The 22,086-nt window shown below is 45.7% G+C and carries 16 protein-coding genes and 1 pseudogene; 8 read left to right on the top strand and 9 right to left on the bottom strand.

Annotated features, from left to right (window positions below; translation table 11 throughout):
• The first annotated feature begins 299 nt into the window (after positions 1-299).
• From glnK to Q1A70_RS13830, 5 genes are all read left to right on the top strand, one after another.
• Complete coding sequence (glnK, locus tag Q1A70_RS13850) at positions 300-638, top strand: P-II family nitrogen regulator (RefSeq protein ID WP_004738200.1); 339 nt, start codon at positions 300-302, stop codon at positions 636-638.
• A 27-nt stretch (positions 639-665) separates the two neighbouring features.
• A complete protein-coding gene (locus Q1A70_RS13845) occupies positions 666-1,895 on the top strand; it encodes an ammonium transporter (RefSeq protein WP_299692408.1) in 1,230 nt (409 codons plus the stop codon).
• Between the two features lie 298 nt (positions 1,896-2,193).
• Positions 2,194-3,207, top strand: a complete 1,014-nt coding sequence (locus Q1A70_RS13840) for a Fe(3+) ABC transporter substrate-binding protein (RefSeq protein WP_299692411.1) — start codon at positions 2,194-2,196, stop codon at positions 3,205-3,207.
• A 236-nt stretch (positions 3,208-3,443) separates the two neighbouring features.
• Positions 3,444-5,069: an iron ABC transporter permease gene (locus Q1A70_RS13835; RefSeq protein WP_299692414.1), complete on the top strand. Its 1,626-nt coding sequence runs from the start codon at positions 3,444-3,446 to the stop codon at positions 5,067-5,069.
• Positions 5,069-6,097 carry an ABC transporter ATP-binding protein gene (locus Q1A70_RS13830; protein WP_299692417.1) on the top strand — a complete coding sequence of 343 codons (1,029 nt, stop codon included), beginning with the start codon at positions 5,069-5,071 and terminating at the stop codon, positions 6,095-6,097. The genes Q1A70_RS13835 and Q1A70_RS13830 overlap by 1 nt, the downstream gene beginning before the upstream one ends.
• Positions 6,098-6,248: 151 nt before the next feature.
• Here the strand turns inward: Q1A70_RS13830 and Q1A70_RS13825 are convergent, their stop codons facing one another.
• From Q1A70_RS13825 to Q1A70_RS13785, 9 genes are all read right to left on the bottom strand, one after another.
• Positions 6,249-7,661, bottom strand: a complete 1,413-nt coding sequence (locus Q1A70_RS13825) for a phosphoglucomutase/phosphomannomutase family protein (RefSeq protein ID WP_299692420.1) — start codon at positions 7,659-7,661, stop codon at positions 6,249-6,251.
• 73 nt (positions 7,662-7,734) lie between these two features.
• Entirely contained in the window at positions 7,735-10,140 is a 2,406-nt protein-coding gene (locus Q1A70_RS13820) for a N,N'-diacetylchitobiose phosphorylase (protein WP_299692423.1), read from the bottom strand.
• A 126-nt stretch (positions 10,141-10,266) separates the two neighbouring features.
• Entirely contained in the window at positions 10,267-12,201 is a 1,935-nt protein-coding gene (locus tag Q1A70_RS13815; RefSeq protein ID WP_299692426.1) for a family 20 glycosylhydrolase, read from the bottom strand.
• 95 nt (positions 12,202-12,296) lie between these two features.
• A complete protein-coding gene (locus Q1A70_RS13810; RefSeq protein WP_299692429.1) occupies positions 12,297-14,018 on the bottom strand; it encodes a glycoside hydrolase family 9 protein in 1,722 nt (573 codons plus the stop codon).
• 97 nt (positions 14,019-14,115) lie between these two features.
• Complete coding sequence (locus Q1A70_RS13805) at positions 14,116-15,111, bottom strand: ABC transporter ATP-binding protein (RefSeq protein ID WP_299692432.1); 996 nt, start codon at positions 15,109-15,111, stop codon at positions 14,116-14,118.
• Between the two features lie 86 nt (positions 15,112-15,197).
• Entirely contained in the window at positions 15,198-16,181 is a 984-nt protein-coding gene (locus Q1A70_RS13800; RefSeq protein ID WP_299692436.1) for an ABC transporter ATP-binding protein, read from the bottom strand.
• A 2-nt stretch (positions 16,182-16,183) separates the two neighbouring features.
• Entirely contained in the window at positions 16,184-17,209 is a 1,026-nt protein-coding gene (locus Q1A70_RS13795; RefSeq protein ID WP_299692439.1) for an ABC transporter permease, read from the bottom strand.
• Between the two features lie 2 nt (positions 17,210-17,211).
• Positions 17,212-18,198: an ABC transporter permease gene (locus tag Q1A70_RS13790; RefSeq protein ID WP_299692442.1), complete on the bottom strand. Its 987-nt coding sequence runs from the start codon at positions 18,196-18,198 to the stop codon at positions 17,212-17,214.
• 169 nt (positions 18,199-18,367) lie between these two features.
• On the bottom strand, positions 18,368-20,050 hold the full coding sequence (locus Q1A70_RS13785) for an ABC transporter substrate-binding protein (RefSeq protein ID WP_299692445.1): 1,683 nt from the start codon (positions 20,048-20,050) through the stop codon (positions 18,368-18,370).
• Positions 20,051-20,655: 605 nt separating this feature from the next.
• Between Q1A70_RS13785 and Q1A70_RS13780 the strand changes: the two are divergent.
• From Q1A70_RS13780 to Q1A70_RS13770, 3 genes and pseudogenes are all read left to right on the top strand, one after another.
• Positions 20,656-20,862: pseudogene (locus Q1A70_RS13780) on the top strand (transposase); the annotation flags it as partial.
• A gap of 80 nt (positions 20,863-20,942) precedes the next feature.
• Positions 20,943-21,455 (top strand): helix-turn-helix domain-containing protein, encoded by a 513-nt coding sequence (locus Q1A70_RS13775; RefSeq protein WP_299692448.1) that lies wholly within the window; start codon positions 20,943-20,945, stop codon positions 21,453-21,455.
• A gap of 149 nt (positions 21,456-21,604) precedes the next feature.
• A partial coding sequence (locus Q1A70_RS13770) for a DDE-type integrase/transposase/recombinase (RefSeq protein WP_299692451.1) occupies positions 21,605-22,086 on the top strand: 482 nt, incomplete at its 3' end.

Here is a 22,086-nt window from a genome sequence, read left to right as displayed (position 1 = left end):
TTACTTTTGGCAAAGCAAATTATAACTCTTTACCATGCTATTCAAAAAACACTCACGAAAGATCAACACGCCCTAGTTACTGTTTTCAGCTTCGGCGCTACTCTTGCCCAAAACTGGAGCAATAATAGCGCCACGCATTAATATAGTGAAAGGGTCGCACCATTATGGTGCGACCTTTTTTTGTTATTATGCTTTAATTTGTATATTATCCTTTTAAAACAATAACTTAAATTCATGGCACGCAACTTGGATTGTAATAAGTGAATCGCCGGATTAAGTGAAGAATTTGAGGAAAGAGTATGAAATTAATAAATGCAATTGTTAAGCCATTCAAATTAGATGATGTACGCGAAGCGCTCTCTGATGTGGGTATTGAAGGTATGACGGTTTCTGAGGTCAAAGGTTTTGGTCGTCAGAAGGGACACACTGAATTATACCGTGGTGCAGAATACCAAGTTGATTTCTTACCAAAGGTAAAGCTGGAAATTGCCACTCAAGCTGAAAACGTTGATCGTGTTGTTGAAGCGATTAGCCAAGCTGCTCACACCGGGAAAATTGGTGACGGTAAAATTTTTGTGTACGACTTAAGCCAAGCGGTGCGAATCCGTACGGGTGAAATGGACGCTGAAGCACTTTAAAGAATTACAAGGATTGGAGACTTTAATATGGAACTTACAACGACAGTAACGGAACTACGTTACGCACTAGACACTTTTTTCTTCCTCATTTCAGGTGCGTTAGTCATGTGGATGGCAGCTGGCTTTGCAATGCTAGAAGCAGGCCTAGTCCGTTCAAAAAATACTACAGAGATTTTAACTAAGAACATTTGTTTGTACGCCATCGCTTGTACCACTTTCTTGCTGGTTGGTTACAACATAATGTATGTAGATAACGGTGAAGGCGGTTGGTTACCTTCATTTGGTGCGCTAATTGGTACTCAGGGTGAAGGCGCAGACCATTCACTAGAGTCTGACTTCTTCTTCCAAGTGGTATTCGTTGCAACGGCAATGTCAGTTGTATCTGGCGCTGTGGCAGAGCGTATGAAGCTTTGGTCATTCCTTATCTTCTCTGTTGTACTAACGGCGTTCATCTACCCAATGGAGGGTTACTGGACTTGGGGTGGTGGTTTCCTAGCAGAAGCAGGTTTCAGTGATTTCGCGGGCTCTGGTATCGTACACATGGCGGGTGCAGCAGCTGCGTTAGCCGGTGTTCTACTATTGGGTGCACGTAAAGGTAAATATGGTAAGAACGGTGAAATCTACCCGATTCCTGGTTCAAACATGCCACTTGCAACGCTAGGTACATTTATCCTTTGGTTCGGCTGGTTCGGTTTCAACGGCGGTTCTCAGCTAATGGTATCGGATTTCGAGAACGCAACAGCAGTTGGTCAAATCTTCCTTAACACCAATGCAGCAGCAGCGGCTGGTGCAATTGCAGCGCTGCTTGTATGTAAAACAACGTGGGGCAAAGCTGACCTAACAATGATTCTTAACGGCGCGTTAGCGGGTCTAGTCGCTATCACAGCTGATCCTCTATCACCATCACCACTATTTGCTGTAGCGATTGGTTCGGTATCTGGTGCGCTTGTTGTATTCAGTATCATTGCTCTCGACAAAGCTAAGATTGATGATCCAGTTGGTGCTATCTCAGTACACGGTGTATGTGGTTTCTTCGGTCTAATGGCTGTGCCACTAAGCAACGGCGATGCGACATTTGGTGCTCAACTACTGGGTGCTGCAGTTATCTTTGCATGGGTATTTGGCGCGAGCCTTGTAGTATGGGCTGTACTGAAAGCAACTATCGGTATCCGTGTTAGTGAGGATGAAGAACTTGAAGGTATGGACGTACACGATTGTGGTGTCGGCGCTTACCCTGAGTTTGTATCAGTAAAATAATGCCTATTCACTGCTTGCCTAGATAGATTAAGCAGTGCGAACAAACCCCTACAACTTCTGGTTGTAGGGGTTTTTTGTATGTACGGCATAATATTATTGGGTGGAGTCATTACAGGAGCTTCGTTTAGGCGTTGAAAGAAGGGGTTAGTGCCGAAGTGATTTGTTACGGTAAATGATAAATGATAAGGGAAACGGGCCGATGAGCGTGTTTTTTGGGTTGTTGATGTTGTAATTATGTTAACAATAAATATAATAACGCAACTGATAGGTATTATCATTTCTATATAAGGATTTTACAATGAAAAAACTGCTAACACTTTCAGCTCTAGCATGCAGTGTCATTGCCCCGGCAGCAATGGCGGCGGAAGAAGTAAACGTATACTCTTACCGTCAACCTTTCCTTGTTGAGCCAATGTTCAAGGAGTTCACCAAAGAGACTGGCATTAAAGTGAACGTAAAGTTTGCGAAGAAAGGTTTAGCAGAAAAGTTAGCTCAAGAGGGTGAATACAGCCCAGCTGACGTCATTCTTACGACGGATATTAGCCGACTTGCAGAGCTGACCAACAAAGGTCTGGTTCAGCCAGTAAACAGCGACGTTATTGAAAGCAATGTACCAGCGCAATATCAAGATAAAGAAAACGAATGGTTTGCTCTAACACTGCGCAGCCGTAATGTTTACTCTTCACGTGATCGCGTGGGTAAGCTTGGCAACGAATTCAATTACTCAGATCTCGTCAATCCAGAATACAAAGGCAAAATCTGTACTCGTAGCGGTAAGCATCCATACAATGTTTCTCTCGTTTCTTCGATGATCGCACACCATGGTGAAGCGGAAACGAAAGCATGGCTAGAAGGCGTAAAAGCCAACCTAGCACGCAAACCTCAGGGCAATGATCGCGCTCAAGTTAAAGCGATTAAAGAGGGGCTATGTGATGTGGCGCTTGGTAACAGCTACTACCTAGGTAAGATGGTTAATGATAAAGAGCAGAAAGCATGGGCTGACTCTGTTTACATTAATTTCCCGGGACAAGATGCGCAAGGTACTCACGTCAATATCTCTGGTATGGCGATGGCGAAGTACTCTCCGAACCCAGAAAGTGCAGTAAAGCTGATGGAATTCTTAACGGATGATGTCGCGCAGAAAATGTACGCAGAAGTGAACTATGAATACCCAGTCAAAGAAGGCGTTGAGCGCTCTGAGCTGGTGGCTTCTTGGGGAGACTTCAAAGCCGATACGCTCTCTCTTGACGAGATTGCAGACCACCACGCTGCCGCAATCAAGTTATTAGATGAAGTGAAGTTCGACCTATAATTTATTGATACAGGCTTTCGCCCGCATCTCATGACAACCTCAAGTCGGCGCTGCTCAGTCACTTGGGGTTGTTTGCTTTTTGAAGCCCCCTTTTTACTCGAATGTTTCCTTGAGTTATGAATGCCTTACCTTGAAGTCATTACCGTATATGGGTATAAATACCTTCACCATTAAAAGGATATTAGATGTATTTGCAAATGCATTTGTGTGTCGCGCAACTTCGTTGTAGTTAGTCGATGAAAGAAAAAAATTACTTATGGAATACCAGTAGTGGCGCGATCGCTGTGCTGTTGGTACTACCAATATTAGCGATTTTCACAACCGCTGTTGGAGAAACGGATGAGCTATTTGCTCATTTGATGTCCACAGTCATGCCGACTTATGCGTATAACACAGTGGTTTTAGTGCTAGGAACCATGGTGTTGTCTCTGTTTTTGGGTATTCCCTCTGCTTGGATTATGGCGATGTGCCGAGTTCCCGGAGAGCGGGTGTTACAATGGGCGCTTGTTTTACCACTGGCTATGCCAGCCTATATTGTTGGCTACATTTTTACGGATTGGTTCGACTTTGCGGGACCAGTGCAAATTTTGCTACGAGATCTTACCGGGTGGGGAGCTGGGGAATATTGGTTCCCAGACATTAGAACTCTAGCGGGCGCCATTGTTGTTTTGTCCCTCGTCCTTTATCCCTATATTTATTTGTTGTGTCGTGCGGCTTTTATGGAGCAAAACGTTTCTCTATTGCAATCGGCTCGGTTACTTAAATGCTCGCCTTGGCAAAGCTTTCGTCGTATTTCATTACCGCTGGTTCGTCCATCAATGGCGGTCGGTCTTTCTCTCGTCGCAATGGAAACCATCGGTGATTTTGGTACCGTCAGCTACTTTGCTGTCAACACGTTAACGACTGCGGTCTACGATACCTGGTTAGGTTATTCCAGCTTAACCGCAGCGGCGAAAATCTCGGCAATCATGCTGGTTATTGTGATTCTTTTATTGAGTTCAGAGCGATACAGCCGTCGTAAACAAAAATTATTCCAAAATCAATTCAGCAGCCGTGAAGACTTTCGATACGAGTTATCTGGGTGGAAAAAATGGTTGGCTCTATCTTGGTGTTGGGGATTAGTGTGCGTGGCATTCTTATTCCCTCTTGGGCAGTTGATGATTTATGCCTACACATACTTCGCGCAAAGCTGGACGCCAGAATTCAGAGAGTACGCGGTGAATAGCCTAGTAGTTTCGATTGTCGCTGCGATCATTGCTGTGCTTGTCGCTTTGATTGTGAACTTTAATCAGCGCGTGAGCCCAAGCAAGAAAAGCCAAGCTAGTGTTCGCCTCGCCTCAATGGGCTATGCTGTTCCCGGAACCGTACTCGCCATTGGTGTGATGGTGCCTGTGTTATTTATGGATCACTTGGTCAATGACATTGCAAAAGTGATGGAGTGGGGGCGACCGGGTTTGATCTTCTCTGGCTCCGTGTTTGCGCTGATCTTTGCCATGGTGGTTCGATTCTCAGCGGTTGCGATTGGCAGCATTGAGAGCAGTTTAAGTAAGGTTTCGCCTTCGCTTGATATGGCATCCAAGACCATGGGCTGTAATACCAACCAAATGCTACGCCGAGTTCATCTGCCATTGATCAAGCGCGGCGCACTGATTGCGGCACTTTTGGTCTTTATCGAGTCGATGAAAGAGCTCAATGCCGCCTTACTGTTAAGGCCTTTTAACTTTGAAACCTTGGCAACCTACGTTTTTAACTATGCTTCAGATGAGCATCTAGAACTGGCCGCAATGCCTGCGGTGTTGCTGGTATGTGTTGGCCTCATTCCTTTGGTTATCGTCAATCGTTCTTTGGAGCAGAAATACTAATGAGCTGTGCATTATCCATTAAAGATCTCACCTGTAAATATGAGCTGCAGACGGTATTAGAATCTCTGTCGTTAAACGTCGAGCATGGTGAGATTGTCTGTTTGCTAGGTGCGAGTGGTTGCGGTAAAACAACACTGCTCAAAGCGATTGCAGGTCTGCTTCCCTTGAGCAGTGGCGTGATGAGTTTGAATAATCAAGTCATCGATGATGGTAGCAATTGGATGCCGCCAGAGCAGCGCAACATTGGGATGATTTTCCAAGATTACGCCTTGTTCCCGCACCTAACAGTCAACCAAAATGTTGGCTTTGGACTAAAGGACCTTGCTGATTGGCAAAAGAAACAGAAGGTTCAAGAGATGCTTGAGTTGGTTCACCTTGCTCAATATGGTGATCGTTATCCTCATCAGCTGTCTGGTGGGCAGCAACAACGTGTCGCGATTGCTCGTTCTCTGGCGTATAAGCCCGATCTACTGCTGTTGGATGAACCTTTCTCGAACATCGATACTCAGGTTCGTCATGAGCTGATTGCTCAGATCCGTAAGATTTTTAAGAAGCAGGGGGTCACGGCTATTTTTGTAACCCACAGCCGTGAAGAGGCGTTTGCTTTTGCTGATAAGATGGCGGTAATGAATCACGGTGTGATTGAGCAATACGGTTCAGCGTCAGAGTTGTACTTCCATCCATCCAGTCAGTTTGTTGCTGACTTCTTAGGTGGTGGCAGTTATTTGAGTGCAAAACGCATTTCAAGCCATGAATTTGCAACAAGCTTAGGTCTGATTGAGGCCAAAGCACAAACTCAGATAACAGTGGGAGCGGAATGTGCATTGCTATTAAGGCCTCAACATATTGTGGCGACTCATGATGTAGAGAGTAATCTGTCGGTACTGGAGCAGCAATTCATGGGCGATCACTGCCGTTATGTGATTGAAGCCAATGGTCAAAAATTGCTAGCGACCTCTTCAGAGGCCCTTGAGGTCGGCATGCCAGTCACAGTCAAAGTCGATACCAAAGGTGTGTTAGCGTTTTAGCTTACAAGGCCGTAGATGCAGATATAGCTACAGATACAACTCATTGACTATCAAACATAAAAAAGCCCAGTACTGTAACGCGCTGGGCAATATAGGGGTTAACAAGGCAGTGATTTGTTTGATCCCATATCAATACAACCGAACTCTATAATTACAGAGAGAGGAAGTCTTTCATTTCTTGAAGAACCTGTTCTGCAGTGTCTTTATCTTCCATTTCAGCGAAGATTCGTAATAACGGCTCTGTTCCTGAGAAACGAGCAATCACCCAGCCACCATTTTTAAAGTATACTTTGGCACCATCTTCATAGCTGACTTTTTCGATTTCATATTTAAATTCAGGCAGTTGCTTATCGACGTAGATCTTGCTGTAGAGCGCTTCTTTCTCTGAAGGCTTAAACTGACAATCTCCTTCTGCCGTATAGGCATAGCCATATTTAGAGTAGATTTCATCAAGTAATTCAGACAGTTTTTTGCCTGTTACACTGATCATCTCCACCAGTAAGCTTGAAGCAAATACGCCATCTTTGCCTTTGATGTGACCACGAATAGTTAAGCCACCCGAACTTTCACCACCAATCAGTGAGTCATCAGCTTCCATTTGCGAGCTGATATGCTTAAAGCCTACCGGAACCTCAAAGCTCTTTTCACCATGATCCGCCGCGACTTTGTCTAGCAGGTGGGTGGTTGCGATGTTGCGAACCACAGACCCTTTCCAGCCTTTGTATTCCAGTAAGTAGTAGTAAAGCAGTAGTAACACTTCATTAGGGTGAATGAAGTGGCCTTTCTCATCGATGATCCCCAAACGGTCGGCATCACCATCGGTACCGATACCAATATCGTAACCTTCTGCTGCGACTAAGTGCTTCAAGCGATATAAAGTAGCGGCACTCGGAGAAGGCATTAAACCGCCGAAGTCTGGGTTTTTACCATCGTTGATCACGTCGACATCACAGCGAGCGCTGATCAAAACAGTTTGCAGTGCGTTCTTCGCAACACCAAACATCGGGTCGATCAGCACACGTAGGTTAGCTTGTTTAATCGATTCGATATCAATCGCATTAATGATCGAGTCAACAAAGGCGTTCATCGGGTTAATGATTTCGATCTCTTTGTCGTTCAATGCCTGTTCAAAATCGACTCTTACGATATCTTCACTGGTCAGTGTTGAAATTTGTTGTTCGATCTTTTCTGTGATGATCTCATCTGCATCACGGCCACCTTCAATGAAAACCTTGATGCCGTTATAGTCTGCAGGGTTATGAGAAGCGGTAATACATGCCGAATAGATGCAGCCCATCTCTTTTGCTTGGAACATCACGATAGGCGTTGGAACAAACTTATCTATAAAGCTGACTTTAATGCCATTCGCGGCCAGTACTTCAGCAAACCAGCAGGCCGCTTTGTCAGAAAGGAAGCGGCGGTCATAGCCAATCACAAAACCGTTTTCGGCGGCATTTTCATTATTGATGATGTTAGCGAGTGCTTGCGCTACCAAGCGAACGTTTTCTCTGGTGAACTCTTCACCGATAAATGCGCGCCAGCCACCTGTACCAAATTTAATCATTAGAAAATCCTTTTAGTCACTTGTATCAAGCCAATAACGACTTGATACAAGTGGTTTTTGTCAAATTGAGCGACTAGCCGAGAACAACGATAACATCGTTAACGCTGCCTTCAGCTTGGACTGGGATTGCACCATCTACTTGCTCACCGTTGATGGTGATAGAGGCGACACCCTTGCTTACTGCATTCGGGTTTTGTACTTTTATGTTGTACGTTGCACCGCGCCATTGACGAGTTACCTCGAATTCTGGCCACTCAGTAGGGATACAAGGATCAACCGTTAGACCTTCAAAACCAGTGCGTACACCAAGGATGAAGTTGGTTACCGCAAAGTATGCCCAGCCCGATGTGCCTGTTAACCAAGGGTGGTTGGCACGTCCATGGTCTTGGTGATCTTTACCCATGATGAACTGCACGTACGAGTAAGGTTCAGCGTAACGTGTTTCAATCATGTCGTTTTGGTTGTACGGGTTCAGTGCGTCGTAGAACTTCATCGCACGGTCACCACGCCCCAGTTTCGCTTCTGCGACCCAAGCCCAAGGGTTTGGATGAGAGAAGATAGCGCCGTTCTCTTTTACGCCTTGATATACGCGAGTCACAAAGCCGATATCATCGTTTGGTGTTGCGAATGATGGAGAGTTTAGGTGTAGGCCGTATTCAGAGAACAGGTTCTCATCAACCGCATCCATCGCTTTCTCACCACGCTCTTGCGAGACTGCGCCAGAGAGTACCGCTAGTGTGTTTGACTCAAGGTGCACACGACCTTCAGCTTGTTGCGCAGTACCGATCTTGTCGCCATCTTTAGTCAGGCCACGGATGTACCAGCCACCCTCGTCGTCCCAAAGGTGTGTTTCACACGCTTCGCGAACGTTAGCCGCCATTTCAGTGTATTTTTCAACGTCAGCGCTGTTTTTGCGGAATTTAGCGAGATCTAAGAACTCTTGTAGCGCCCAGAAATGCAGGAATGAAACCATTGAAGATTCACCGCCACCTAGGTTCAAACAGTCATTCCAGTCAGCGCGTAGGCCTTTACAGATACCTGTTTGCCCCACGTATTTCGCCGAGAAGTTCAGTGCCGCTTTCATGTGCTCGTAAACGGTTGCTTCGCCACCGTCTGCGTATGGAATCACTTCGTCAAAGAAATCATGTTCACCGGTTTCCATCACGTACTTGATGATGGTTGGAACTATCCATAGGTGATCATCCGAGCAGGTATCTTCAATGCCGTGGATCTTGTCGTCATCTGACGGTGTTGGAACAACCGTTGGCGATTTTGAAGGCTCAACGTCGGCTTTTTCTGGATCGAACCAGTCTGGATCGAATAAGTGCAGACCGTAGCCTGCTTTCACTTGGCCGCGAAGCAGATCAATAATGCGTTTCTTGGTCATTTCAGGGTTAGCGTGCGGTACTGAGATCGCATCTTGCGCAGTATCGCGGTAACCAAGACCAGTACGACCACCGACTTCGATGAATGACGCAAAGCGCGACCACACCACACAGGTTTCCGCTTGGTACAGCGTCCATGTGTTGATCATGGTGTCTAAGCCTTCGTTTGGCGACTTAACTTGGAACTTGTTACAACGCTCGTCCCAGTGATCTTTGATGCCTTGGAAAGCCGCATCGACGTTGGCTGTATCTTGGTATTTTTCACGCAGACGTTCGCCGTTACCTTTACCGATACCGAGTACGTAGGCAAAGCGAACTTCTTCACCTGGTTGAATGGTAAATTGCTTATGCAGTGAACCGCAGTGGTTGTAACAGGTTTGAGCGCTGTTAGAACATTTACCGTTTTCAACCGCAATTGGGTTAGCTTCATCACGGTACATGCCAAGGAAATTGTCACGTTGACCGTCGTAGCTGTCTGGAGAAAAGGTTGACGCTAGGTAGTAGAAGCCTTCAACCTCATTGGTGTTGTAGTACAGGTCGTATTCCAACACACCTTCTTGATAAGAGGTACCCGCAGAATACAGAGACATCTGATGGTTCTGGTTATCCGATTGAATATGGCTGAAAGAGAACTCAACAAATGAGAAAGTGCTGATGGTTCGTGGCTTGTCCGTGTTGTTCTTCAGTACCACATCCCACACTTCTGCATCTTCGCCTTTTGGTACGAATAGTGTTTTAGTGGCGGTAATGCCGCTGTATTCACATTTGAATTTTGAGTATGACAGACCATGACGAACTTCGTAGTTCGCTTCATCTAGGCTTTTTGCCACTGGCTGCCAAGAGATAGACCAGTAATCACCGGTTTCATCGTCACGCAGGTAAACATAATGTCCCGGGCGATCGAAGGTGCCGTTCGGACGGAACTTCGTAACACGGTTGTATTCCGGAGAATTGTAGAACGAGTAGCCGCCCGCATTGTGCGAAATCACGGTACAAAACTTTTCAGTACCTAGGTAGTTTGTCCAAGGTGCTGGTACATCAGGGCGAGTGATGACGTATTCGCGATTGTCGTTATCGAAATAGCCGTATTTCATTGTCATTTCCTTTTTAACAAACTGCATCTATGCAGCTAATTTTCAAATAGTGATGCTGAGTCTTGTGTGACTGAGCACTTGAATCTGGGTAAGCAAGCACTCGCATGAGTGTGCTTGGGTGTTGTGTTATTTCGTTTTCCAAGGGTTGCGGTAGTCAACATTAAGCCTGTCGAGTAATGGCAAGTGACCTTTCAGGCGAGACAAGTAATCTAGCCAGTTTCGGTTGTTTTTATGTGTCCAGCATCCTTCAGCTAACGCACTGATCCTAGGGAATACCATGTAATCCATACGCTTCTGGTTAGTGACGATCTCACACCATAGCGCACACTGAATGCCTTGAATTCGTTTACGAATTGGGTCGCTGTCTGATATCTCAGCAAGCGCTTCATAGGTATAAGCTTGTTCTAATGGAATCACGGCAGCCCAATCGACGCCCGGCTCTTCCGGTGCATAATTTTGGGTCATGTCGAGGTAGGTAAATTGTGCAGGTTGCAGCACGACATCAAAGCCTTGGCGCGCGCAATTGACGGCTGCTTCTTCACTTAACCATGAGTAGATGATGGTCTCTTTGCTGACCTTGTTACCGTGTTGTGCTTCTTCCCAGCCCACCATACGCTTACCGAGTTGTTTGAGCTTTTGCTCGGCGTAGCGGAATAGATGACCTTGTAAGTCTTTGCTGTCTTGGTATTGATGCTTTTTCATTAATGCTTGAGCCGCAGGGCTCTGGGTCCACACACCAATCGGCACTTCATCTGCACCCATGTGAATCCATTCACTAGGAAAGAGCGCTGCGACTTCTTCAATGACGGCATCAAGGAATTGATAAGTCCCCGGTAAACCTGGGTTGAGTACATTGTCGTTGTAGTGCTGAATACTCTTGTATTGGGTGGTATCAGCTTGCTCGACCAACATCTCAGGCAGCGACTTTATCGCGGCGCGACAGTGGCCCGGAATATCGATTTCAGGGATCACCATAATGCTGCGTTGCTCTGCGTATTCAATGACTTCACGAATCTGTTGCTGTGTATAGAAGCCGCCATAGTTGTCAGCAATGTGGCTGTATTGAGGTTCGAGTGCATGACCAGGACCACGCCAAGCGCCAATTTCAGTGAGCTGAGGCAGGCTCTTAATCTCTATTCTCCAACCTTCATCGTCGGTTAAATGCCAATGAAAAACGTTGAACTTGTAGTGCGCCAGTTGGTTAATCAAACGCTTTACTTGCTCGACCGAATGGAAGTGGCGAGCACAGTCGAGCATCATACCTCGGTATTTAAAGCGGGGTTGATCGGCTATCTGACAGCATGCAATGGAGAAGTTTTCTGCGTCCTGCTGTTGAACTAATTGAATCAAGCTTGCAACAGCATGTGTGAAGCCAGACTGACTGCCAGACTCAACAATAACCTGATGTGAGGTGCTGGTGAGCTTGTATTCGGCTTCATCTAAAATCGGATTGCTGCGAAATACAATGTCGCCGCTTTCATCTTTTGATAGTTCAGCTGAAAGAGGCAGCTCAAAGGTGGTAAGCAACTCTTGCTGCAGCCAAGCCGCAGCTTTGTTGGCGCGCAGAGACTGAACCTCAATCTTGCATTCACTGCTTAGTGAGAAGTGACCTTGTTGCAGCTTGATCTGATTCGGTTGAGGGATCAACGCCACTTCAGCCGCAGTAACTTGCGGGATTTGATTGCGTTCACGGTATGGAGAGGCCAGCACTATCGGTGAGATCGCAACAGGCAGTACCGATGCTTTTCCTTGGTGATGCGATTGGATAAAGGCATCATTGAGACCGTCAGAATAAAAGCGCAGTGGGGCACTTTGAATACTGAATTCAAAGTAGTAGTGATTATTGGCCTTTAACACTGGTGAATTGGGTTTGAACGAGCAGTAGCTTCCAACTTGAGTCAGTTCACCTTGCGATAAACTTTCAGGAAGAATTAAGCGGTCAAAAGCAAAATGCAGTGACCAAGCTCTGACGTCGAAATCGCTTAAGTTATGGACGGTAAGGCCAAATCGGCAGCTGTGCTTTTGTTCAGACAGAACCGCTAAATCGATGCGATAATTCATATAACTTTCCTGCTAAGCCTGTTGATATAAGTTGTGTGGTGATGGTTTAGCCAGCATCTTTGCGCTATCCATAGCTAAGGAGTAAAGCGTCATGATTATTGCTCCTTACATTGTGCGATGAAGTTGAATTGCGCCGCTGTTGCCAGTAAGTACCACGCGCCATGAGGAATCCATTGTTCGCCCCAGCGCCAGTTTTGTAGCATGTCATCCTTTTGAGAGGGTGGGTTGAACGCGATGTCTTGCTCATCTTCAAAGCCAGCAGTAATGCCGTTGCAGATGCCACCTTTAGCATTGAAGAAACCAAGCTGTGGTAGGTAGTCAGGGGTGTTATGACCGTGACCATCGAGCATGCACATGTGATATGGATTAAGACCTAAGATCCAATCTAGGCTGTTCTGTGAAAGCTGAATAAGACGCTTTTGTAGAGCGGCATCTGTAATATGCGGTTGGGCTAAATAGGCCATGGTTGCGATTGAGCCAAGGCGCGCATTCTCGCCTTGCCACCAGTAACCGGTTTCGTTCTGTTGAGCCACGAAGAAGGCATCGCGTTTGTCACCATCGACAGATTTAACGTATTGTCTTGGGTAGCCAAACGGGTTAGTCACTTTGTCGGTAATGTTGATTTCGAATTGGCAAGCTTGTTCAACAGCTGTGCGAGCCTGTTCTTTTAATTTAGTATCGGTTTCATTGTCGATGTATTCACACAGTGCAATCACCGGCAGACCCGCTTCTGCGGCATGGAAATAGGGGCGAGAACCATCAGAGTTTGCTGACCAGAAATGCGCAAAGGAATCATCAGATTGCTGGCGAGCGATCAAACGCTTAGCCCAGATCCTTGCTTCTGATAAATATTGTTGGTCTTGTGTCACTCGATATAGTTCATTGGCAGCGAGTAGCGCACAATATTCATCGATGATGTTCTCTTCACCATCGTTTAGATACTGGAGGTTGTACTCTTTTAGGTGCCAATAACCCTTAACGGCTGTCTCAAGGTACGTGTGGCTCGAGTAGCCACCTGAGATTTCAAGCTCAGAAGCGGCGGCTAATGCTGCAATCGCAATGCCTGCTCCTTGTCGAAAGCCCGCTTGCAAGTCAGTGGATTTATGGCCTTCTTGAGTGGCGTAGGCACAGATGTCACGCTGAGCAATGTCTTTACTCCACTTATCAAATACCGTCATGTAAAAGTACCCTGCAGCGTCTTGCATACGCACTAAGAAGTCGGCACCGAATAGGGCTTCTTCCGTTAAGCGAGTCATAGAGAATTTCGGGAACTCAGGGTTATTTTGGGTCAAGCGCACGCTTTTAAGCATGTTCCAAACCACCATCGGAATTTGCTGTGGGTTGAGGTAGTTAGCATAAGAGAGATGGCTAAAATATTTACTAACATCACCAGACGCATCGTACCAACCGCCATGGACATCGACGTATCTGTTTGTGCCAAGGATCTGTGCTTGGCGATCTTTTTTATCGAAAATGCCACCGCTACGTTGCGACTTGAAGTAGTGCAGTACATCAGAAAACGTATGCTTCATTAAGAGGTTGCTACCAATCTCAAAAACTTCTGAACGCAGATTGTCCAAGCGCAGGTAGTAGCGACCGGAGTTGGTGACTGAGCTGAAATCGATAGTAAAGAATTGTCCTTGATGCCAATTGGCGACGCGGCCTTGCTTCACCACATCAAAACTTCCGACAGTCATATGATTATCGGCACAAACCAATAAAGCAGTTGTGCTCGATAGACGATCCTTCTTGGTTTGCAAGATAGCCTGCTTTGGACCTGTGGATTCATAGCCAATATGGTTGGTTAATAACAGCATCAATATTCTCCGACAGTCCTAACTTCTATTGGTTAGGTACTTGAATTTTTTGGATATAAATAGTTAGGGTCGCTAGACCCTAACTTAGGCTTAATGGTTAACTTTCGTGTAGGTAACAACGTACAAAGTGGTTATCCGCTAGCTGAGTCACTCCAGGTAGCTGTTCTTTACACTTGTCCATCGCATGAGTACAACGGCCAGCAAAAGGGCAACCTGCTGATTCTGGTGTCCACAGCGGAATCTCGCCTTTGTTACCAGCCAGTTTTTCATGGATCGACTTTTTAGGATCGGGAACTGCAGAAACCAAAAGTTGGGTATAAGGGTGTTGAGGATTGGCGATCACATCATCGGTATCCCCCCATTCCACCATATGTCCCACGTACATCACCGAAAGGTCTTCTGCGATATAACGAGCAGTAGCGATATCGTGAGTGATGTAAAGCAGAGACATTTGCTTCTCAAACTTCATCTCTTCCATTAGGTTTAAAACACCCGCACGGATCGATACATCAAGCATTGATGTAGGTTCATCGGCTAATACAACTTCTGCGCCGACAGCGATGTTGCGGGCTAGGTTGACACGTTGACGCTGACCACCCGATAACTGGTGTGGGTATTTTTCTGCCGTTGCTTTTGGTGGGATTAATCCCACTTGCTCTAGAAGATCGTAGACACGCTCTTGCAGCTCTTTTTTATTGCCCGGCGTGACCTTTTTGTGGATCAGCAGCGGGCGAGCAATGTGGTGGAAGATATTGTGCGTTGGGTTCAGAGAACCAAACGGGTCTTGCCATACCATCTGCACACCTTCACGGTAATGCATCAGATCTTTTCGGCTTGAGATCTCTTGAATGTCACGGCCTTTGTATTCGATGCTACCGCCTGAAGGTGCGTACATTTTTGCGATCATTTTTGCGGTCGTTGATTTGCCTGAGCCAGACTCACCAACTACGGCTAGGCCGCGACTCTTATACATTTTGAATGACACATCGTTAATCGCGCGCATCATAGGGGTTTGAATGGTGGTACTGCTTATTGGGAAGTCTTTTACAACATTCTTGCCTTCTACCAATAATTGACCGAAATCTTTGCTCATAATTGTCTCCAGAATCCTTATTCGCTTTGCTTGCAGTTTGGCGGCCGAGCCGCCTTATTCGTATTCACGCTGAAACAGCGTGCAAGCTATAGCTTCCTTTGTACTATTGGGTCACCGTACAGGTGGCAGCTAGACAAATGTCCCGGCTCGATAGAACGTAACTTAGTTTCCACCTTAGTACAGGCGTCATGTACACGATCACAACGAGCTTGGAAGCGACACCCTTCTGGGACCTCTAATAGGTTCAAAGGGTTGCCAGGAATGCCTGTCAACTTTGTCTTTGGTCCTATCAGGGGAGGGAAAGAACTACCCAGCCCTTTGGTGTAAGGGTGGAAAGGGTTTTCTAGAATGTCTTGAGAGTTCGCAACCTCAATAAGCTCACCTGAGTACATGATGCCGATGCGGTCAGAGAACTCGACCATCAATGACAAGTCATGGGTGATGAACAGAATCGAGAAGCCAAATTCTTCTTTCAATGCATAGATCTTTTGTAGGATTTCACGTTGCACAACCACATCAAGCGCGGTAGTTGGCTCATCCATAATGATCAGCTTTGGATTCAGAGCGAGAGCGATGGCAATCACCAAGCGTTGACGCATACCGCCAGAGAACTGGTGCGGGTAGTCAGTGAGTCGGCTAGGGTGAATATCAACGATTTCAAGTAGGCCGGCAGCGCGTTGCTTTGCTTGTTCACGCGTCATGTTGGTGTGACGCATAATCACGTCACAAAACTGTTCTTCCATTGGTAATACCGGGTTGAGTGCGTTCATTGCACTCTGGAATACCATTGACATCTCACTCCAGCGGAACGCTTGCATACGCTCATCACTGTATTCAAGGATGTTCTCGCCGTTGAAGATAACCTCACCACCGCTGATGTAAGCGGGCGGCTTATGAAGACGCATAAGCGAGAAAGCGACAGTAGATTTACCACAGCCAGACTCACCAGCTAGGCCGAAGACTTCACCAGGAGCGATATCGAAGCTTACGTTGCTACATGCACGAACATCGCCTGATTCAGTGATGTAATCCACGCATAGGTTGCGGATAGAAATTAGTGGTTCAGCCATGATTATTTATCCCCGCTCCAAAGTGCTGTTTGTGGTGGTAGTTCAGGTTCACGTTGTTCTTTATCTTTCTCTGCAAGCTTCTTCCAACGCTTCATGCCTTTGTGAGAACGCAGTTGCGGGTTGGCAATTTCATCGACAGCAAAGTTAAGCAGAGCAAGGCCAGTTACCAATAGTGTCAGTGCGATACAAGGAGCCAACAGTTCCCACCAAGCGCCAATCAGCATTGATGAAGAGGTTTGAACGTTGTAAAGCATGATGCCCCAGCTGATTGTGTTCGGGTCACCAAGACCTAGGAACGAGATCGTTGCTTCCATCATGATTGCGTACATCACCGAACCGATGAAGCTTGCGCCAACGATAGAGATAAGGTTTGGCAGAATCTCGACGAAGATGATGCGGAATGACGATTCACCCAGCACTTCAGCGGCTTTGACAAACTCTTTTTCACGCAGTGCTAAGGTTTGAGATCGAACAACACGTGCGCCCCAAGCCCAGGACATAAAGCCGATAACCAAGGTAATGGTGAGCGGCCCTGCCTCACCGATAAAGGCTGCAACTACGAACAGTAATGGGTATTGAGGAATAACCAGCATGATGTTCATTGCGGCGGTGAGTACGTCATCGACACGGCCGCCGAAATAGCCCGCAGAAACACCAATAACCGTTGCCAGCAAACATACCGTGAGACCCGCACCAAAACCTACAGCAAGAGATACGCGTGCGCCGTATACCACTTGAGACCAAACGTCACGACCCATACGAGTTGTACCAAGTACGTGGTCTGCCTTTTTAGACATAATCAATGTACGACGGTCATCTGCTAGGTTTTGAGCAACCCAGCCATCAGGGTTAGTTTGTGCTGATTTAACGATGAAGCCAGGGTATTCGTGTGGATTACCGGTACGCTTGTCGGGCACATGCTTGGTGATTAATGGTGCTGCAATCGCGCCAAGAATAAAAATACTTAGGATAATGACGCCAGTTAGGGCCATTGGGTTACGCCAAATGAGTTTTAGAAAGTCTTTCATGATTATTTACCACCCTTACGAAGACGAGGGTCAAGAACAACGTAAAGCATGTCTGCAACTAGGTTAAAGAACAGCATGAATAGTGTCATGATAAGCAGTTGACCTTGCAGCACTTGGTAGTCACGAGCGTTAATTGCGTTGAAAAGTACGCTGCCAAGACCAGGGTAGTTAAAGATGATTTCGATAATTAACTGACCACCGATTGCCATACCTAGCGACATCGAAAGTGCTGTCACACTTGGTAGCATCGCGTTACGCGCTGCGTAGTTGAATACCACTCGGTTTTCGCTCAGGCCTTTGCCTTTCGCCATGGTAATATAGTCTTCTGCAAGCAGGTTGATCATGTTGTTACGCATGTTGACTAGGAAGCCACCAATCTGAACCACAGACGCACAGAACAGCGGTAAGAACGCGTGGTAAGCAACATCTTTAATGAATGCCCAGCTTGTCCAATCTGGCATGGTACCTGCGGTATAGGCATACCCGGTTGGGAACCACTTCAAACCGATTGCGAAGGTGAACAGTGCAATCATTGCAATTACAACTTGAGGAACGGCTTGCAGAATAAGCATCCCTGGCGTCACAAAGGCATCGTATTTACTGCCACGTTTCCACGCTGCAAAAATACCTAGGATTGAACCAATAGAGAAAGAAAGAATAACCGCTGTGCCTGCTAAAAATAGTGACCAACCGAATGCGCCACCTAGCAGGGTATTCACTGACAGTGGATAGAACTGAATGGATGTACCAAGTTCCCAGCTAAGAATGTTCTTCATGTACGCCCAGTATTGAACTAATAGGCCGCCATCGACGAAACCTAACAGTTCTTTCATTGCTGCAATACGCTCTGGAGTAACTTGAACCGAAGCGTTCGCAAACATCATGGTAACGGGGTCACCAGGCATTGCTCTTGGAATAATAAAGTTTAACGTCGCTGCAACTAATAGCGCGACAAAATAAAATGACAAACGTCTTAAAAAATAACCCATAACTCACACCTTACTCACCCAGATTGTTTCCCTGTTTCTGGATTCAGGTCGCTCCTAGCGAAATTTGGAACGAAAAATCCCCTGACGACTAGCGCCATACTTTCAATTGAGAGTGTGGGGATTTTTATAAGCGGCGTAAGGGGTTACGCCGCAAAGATTGAACGATTACTTATTTAACTGGTTTTAGGTCCAGTACATGAAGTAGACGCTCTGGAATACCCGCCCAAATGTTTGGACGGCCTTTTGGATTTTCTTCGTTCCACCAACCAGTGAAGCGAGTTGTGTTGTATTGGTACATGTAAGCACCAGACATCACAGGGATAGTCACTTGATCTGCAGCGATGATTTGCTGGATACCATGTGCAATTTCTAACTGTTCGTTCTTATCAGCTGTTTTGTAGAAGCTGTTTAGAAGACCATCTAGCTTATCGTTTTTGTAGAAGTGCATTGCGAAACGAGGCATACCGTCACCAGATTGCAGTGATGAGTTGTAAGCACTGTTCCAGTACGTGTATGGATCCGCACCGTGGAAGTAGTTTGTGTATGCTACGTCGTATGTACCTTCAAGCATAGCTTGGTTGTAAACAGAGAAGTCAGGCGTACGAGCTTTCGCTTTAATACCGATTTCGTTCAACTGTTCTACCGCTAGTTGAACTGTGTTGTTGAAGTCAGTCCAGCCGTTTGGCGATTGAATCATTAGTTCGAAAGACTTGCCAGATGGCGTGTCAACGAAACCATCGTTGTTTACATCTTTGAAGCCTGCGTCAGCAAGAAGTTTCTTCGCGCCTTCAGCGTTGTAAGTGTTGAAGCCTTTGTACTTTTCGTGAGTCTTTTCATCAGACCAAGCTTCAAACGCGTAGCCAAGGCCAGATGCGAAATCGTTCACTGTACCGCCACCATAGAACGCGATGTCGATGATAGTTTGACGGTCAAGAGCCATTGAGAATGCACGACGGAATTCAACGTTGTTTAGCGCTTCGTTTTTCGCAGCATCAGGGTGCTTGAAGTTAACGATGAATGCCTGTGTACCCGCTGCTGGGTACCAGTAGTGGTGTTTCGGGCTTGCTGCTGCATAGGTTCGGTCGATATCTGGAACGAAAGAAGACGTCCAATCCATTTCGCTGTTTATAATTTTACCTAGGAACTGGTCGTTGTTTGCGATTTGTGGAACACGTAAACAATCAACATCTAGGTTGTCTGCATCCCAGTAGTTCGGGTTTGCACACTGGATGTATAGTTGTGCTGTAAACGTATCGATTTCAGTAAATGGACCAGAACCCACTGGGTTTTCGTTAGTGAACGTTGATGGATCTTTGACATCTTTCCATACGTGCTCAGGCACAACCGGTACTTTTGCGATCTCGTAAGGGACGTTTGAGTTTGCTTCAGTTAGACGGAAACGAACTTGGTAGTCATTCAGTTTTTCAACACTTGATACCCAGGAGTTAATACCACTTTGATCGAGTTCCGGCTTTTCTTTAACTAGGTTAAAAGAGTACACCACGTCGTCTGCAGAGAATGCTTCGCCATCAGACCATTTCACACCTTTACGGATATCAAAAGTGACGCTCATTAGGTCGTCAGACATTGCAAAGTTTTCAGCTAGGCGGAAAACCGGCGTGTTACCTTGCATTTCGTTGAATACAACAAGCGGCTCATATAGAAAGTCGGTTGTTGTATGAAGGTTTGTAGCACCTAAGTACGGGTTAAAGTTACGTACAAAAGTTGTGTACTCTTTAGGGTGGATAGTCAACTCACTGCGTTCTGCAGCGTTTGCTACTGATACCAAACCTGTAGTAGCAGTTGCAATAATTGCTGTTGCTATCGCTGTTTTTTTAATATTGGCAAGCATAGCTGTTCCTTACTATTTGCTTTCATTTCACTAATGGATTGAATGTTACTTGTTGCTAAATCATTCAGCAGATACACACTCAAGCTTAAGGCCTACCTCTTTTTCGTTGCTCCAGACCATTGCTGATTTTGAGAAGAGTTAAGAGTGGCCTGTAGGCCCTTGGCAGGAGTAAGAAAACACCGTATCGAACAATTAATCAAACTTGATTCCCGTCAAAAACGTTAAAACAATAAAAATACACGTTATAAACGTCAAAAAGGCACGGGGTGATGTTTTTTTGAACGTGATTGTTAGGGTGATGTGAATCACAACTGAGTCTTTATCTTTCATCTATGTTAGTTGTTACTTACTCTCTTGGCTTTTTTATTTAGGGGTTTGATGTGATTTTTAGGAATTGTAGATCTCAATCACTTATGAGTTTTACGTTAAATTTCTCTAGCAAATTAAATCTGCCGTTCTGTTGTGACTCGCTTCTCAAACTGTAATAAATAGTCAGTAAACACTTCATTGTAGTTAGGGCGTGTTGATCTTTCGTGAGTATTTTTTGAACAGTATGGTAAAAAGTTATAATTTGCTTTGTCAAAAGTAAAACCATAACCAATACCATGCCAAGAACAATGCTAACTGATATTCGCTGGAAACTGCTACTCCAAGTAATGAAAAGTACAGGTCGTATTTACGATAAAGCTGAACATCGAATGACATTTGAAGGAATACTTTATCGAATGAGAACAGGTATTCCTTGGCGAGATCTACCCTCTGAGTTCGGAGAGTGGAGTACCGTTTACAGACGATTTAATCTTTGGTCAAAGTGCATATTTCGGAGCATTCCGATCAGTCATTTCCCCCCTGTGTCAGCATAGTTGTCGTCTAGATTTTTAAGGAGATAACTATGCCAGCTAATCCAGTTCCAATTGATGTGAAAACGAAAGGTCAAACTTGGTTGTTACCACCATATAATTGGTCTCATCGAAGAATTGCTAAAGAATTAGATGTGAGTCCTTCCGTGGTATCTAAGTGGAGAAATGAACTTGTTGAAAGCGGCCTATTATCGACAGAGCCGCCGTTAGAAAATACTACTACTGATTATTCAGCGGAGCAGAGATTTTTCATAGTGATTGAAACTGCAACAATGTCTGAACGTGAGTTAGCTGAATACTGTAGGTCTAAAGGGTTATTTGTCGATGACGTTAAAGCCTGGCGAGCACTATCTATCAAGGCGCAGAGCGCAACATCGACTTCAATATCACACAAAGAAAATAAGCAACTACGTGAGGAACGCAGAAAGGTAAAAGCGCTGGAGAAGGAGTTGGCACGTAAAGAGAAAGCACTTGCTGAAACGGCTGCGCTACTGGTTTTGCGGGAAAAGTTCAATGCCCTCTGGGAAACCAGCGAGGAAGACTGATTCCTATCTCAGAGCGGCTTAAAATAGTCACACTTGTTGATGAAGCTGTACGTAAAGGGGCAACAAAGACAAAGGCTTGTTCCACCGTTGGGTTATCAATACGAACGTTTCAGCGTTGGACAGAGAACTCTGCTGAAGTCACAAGTGATATGCGTCAGCATCCTCGGCAACACGAGCCTCATAATAAGCTATCAGAAGCCGAAAGGCAGCATATATTAGATATCTGCAATACATCAGAGTATGCTGATTTGCCGCCGAATATTATCGTTCCAATGTTGGCTGATGAAGGCATTTACATTGCCTCAGAGTCCACATTTTATCGTGTATTAAAAGCAAACAACCAGCTAGGTAAGCGAACTCGTAACAAAGCTGGCACAAGCCTTTCTCGACCAAAGGTTCAAAAGGCCTGCAAACCGAATCAGTTATGGAGCTGGGATATCAGTTATCTGCCATCGAAAATACGAGGGAAGCACTATTACCTCTATTTGATAATGGATATCTTCAGTAGAAAAGTAGTAGGTGCAGAAGTGTATGGTCAGGAGCTAGGTGAATACGCAGCGGAGTTACTCCAAAGAACAGCATGGCGGGAAAAGTGTGTGCAAGGCAACATTACTTTGCACTCTGACAACGG

The sequence above is a fragment of the uncultured Vibrio sp. genome, assembly GCF_947488985.1.
Lineage (GTDB): Bacteria > Pseudomonadota > Gammaproteobacteria > Enterobacterales > Vibrionaceae > Vibrio.
The sequence above is the reverse complement of the archived record's forward strand: the minus strand, read 5'-3'. Positions and strand labels throughout refer to the sequence as shown.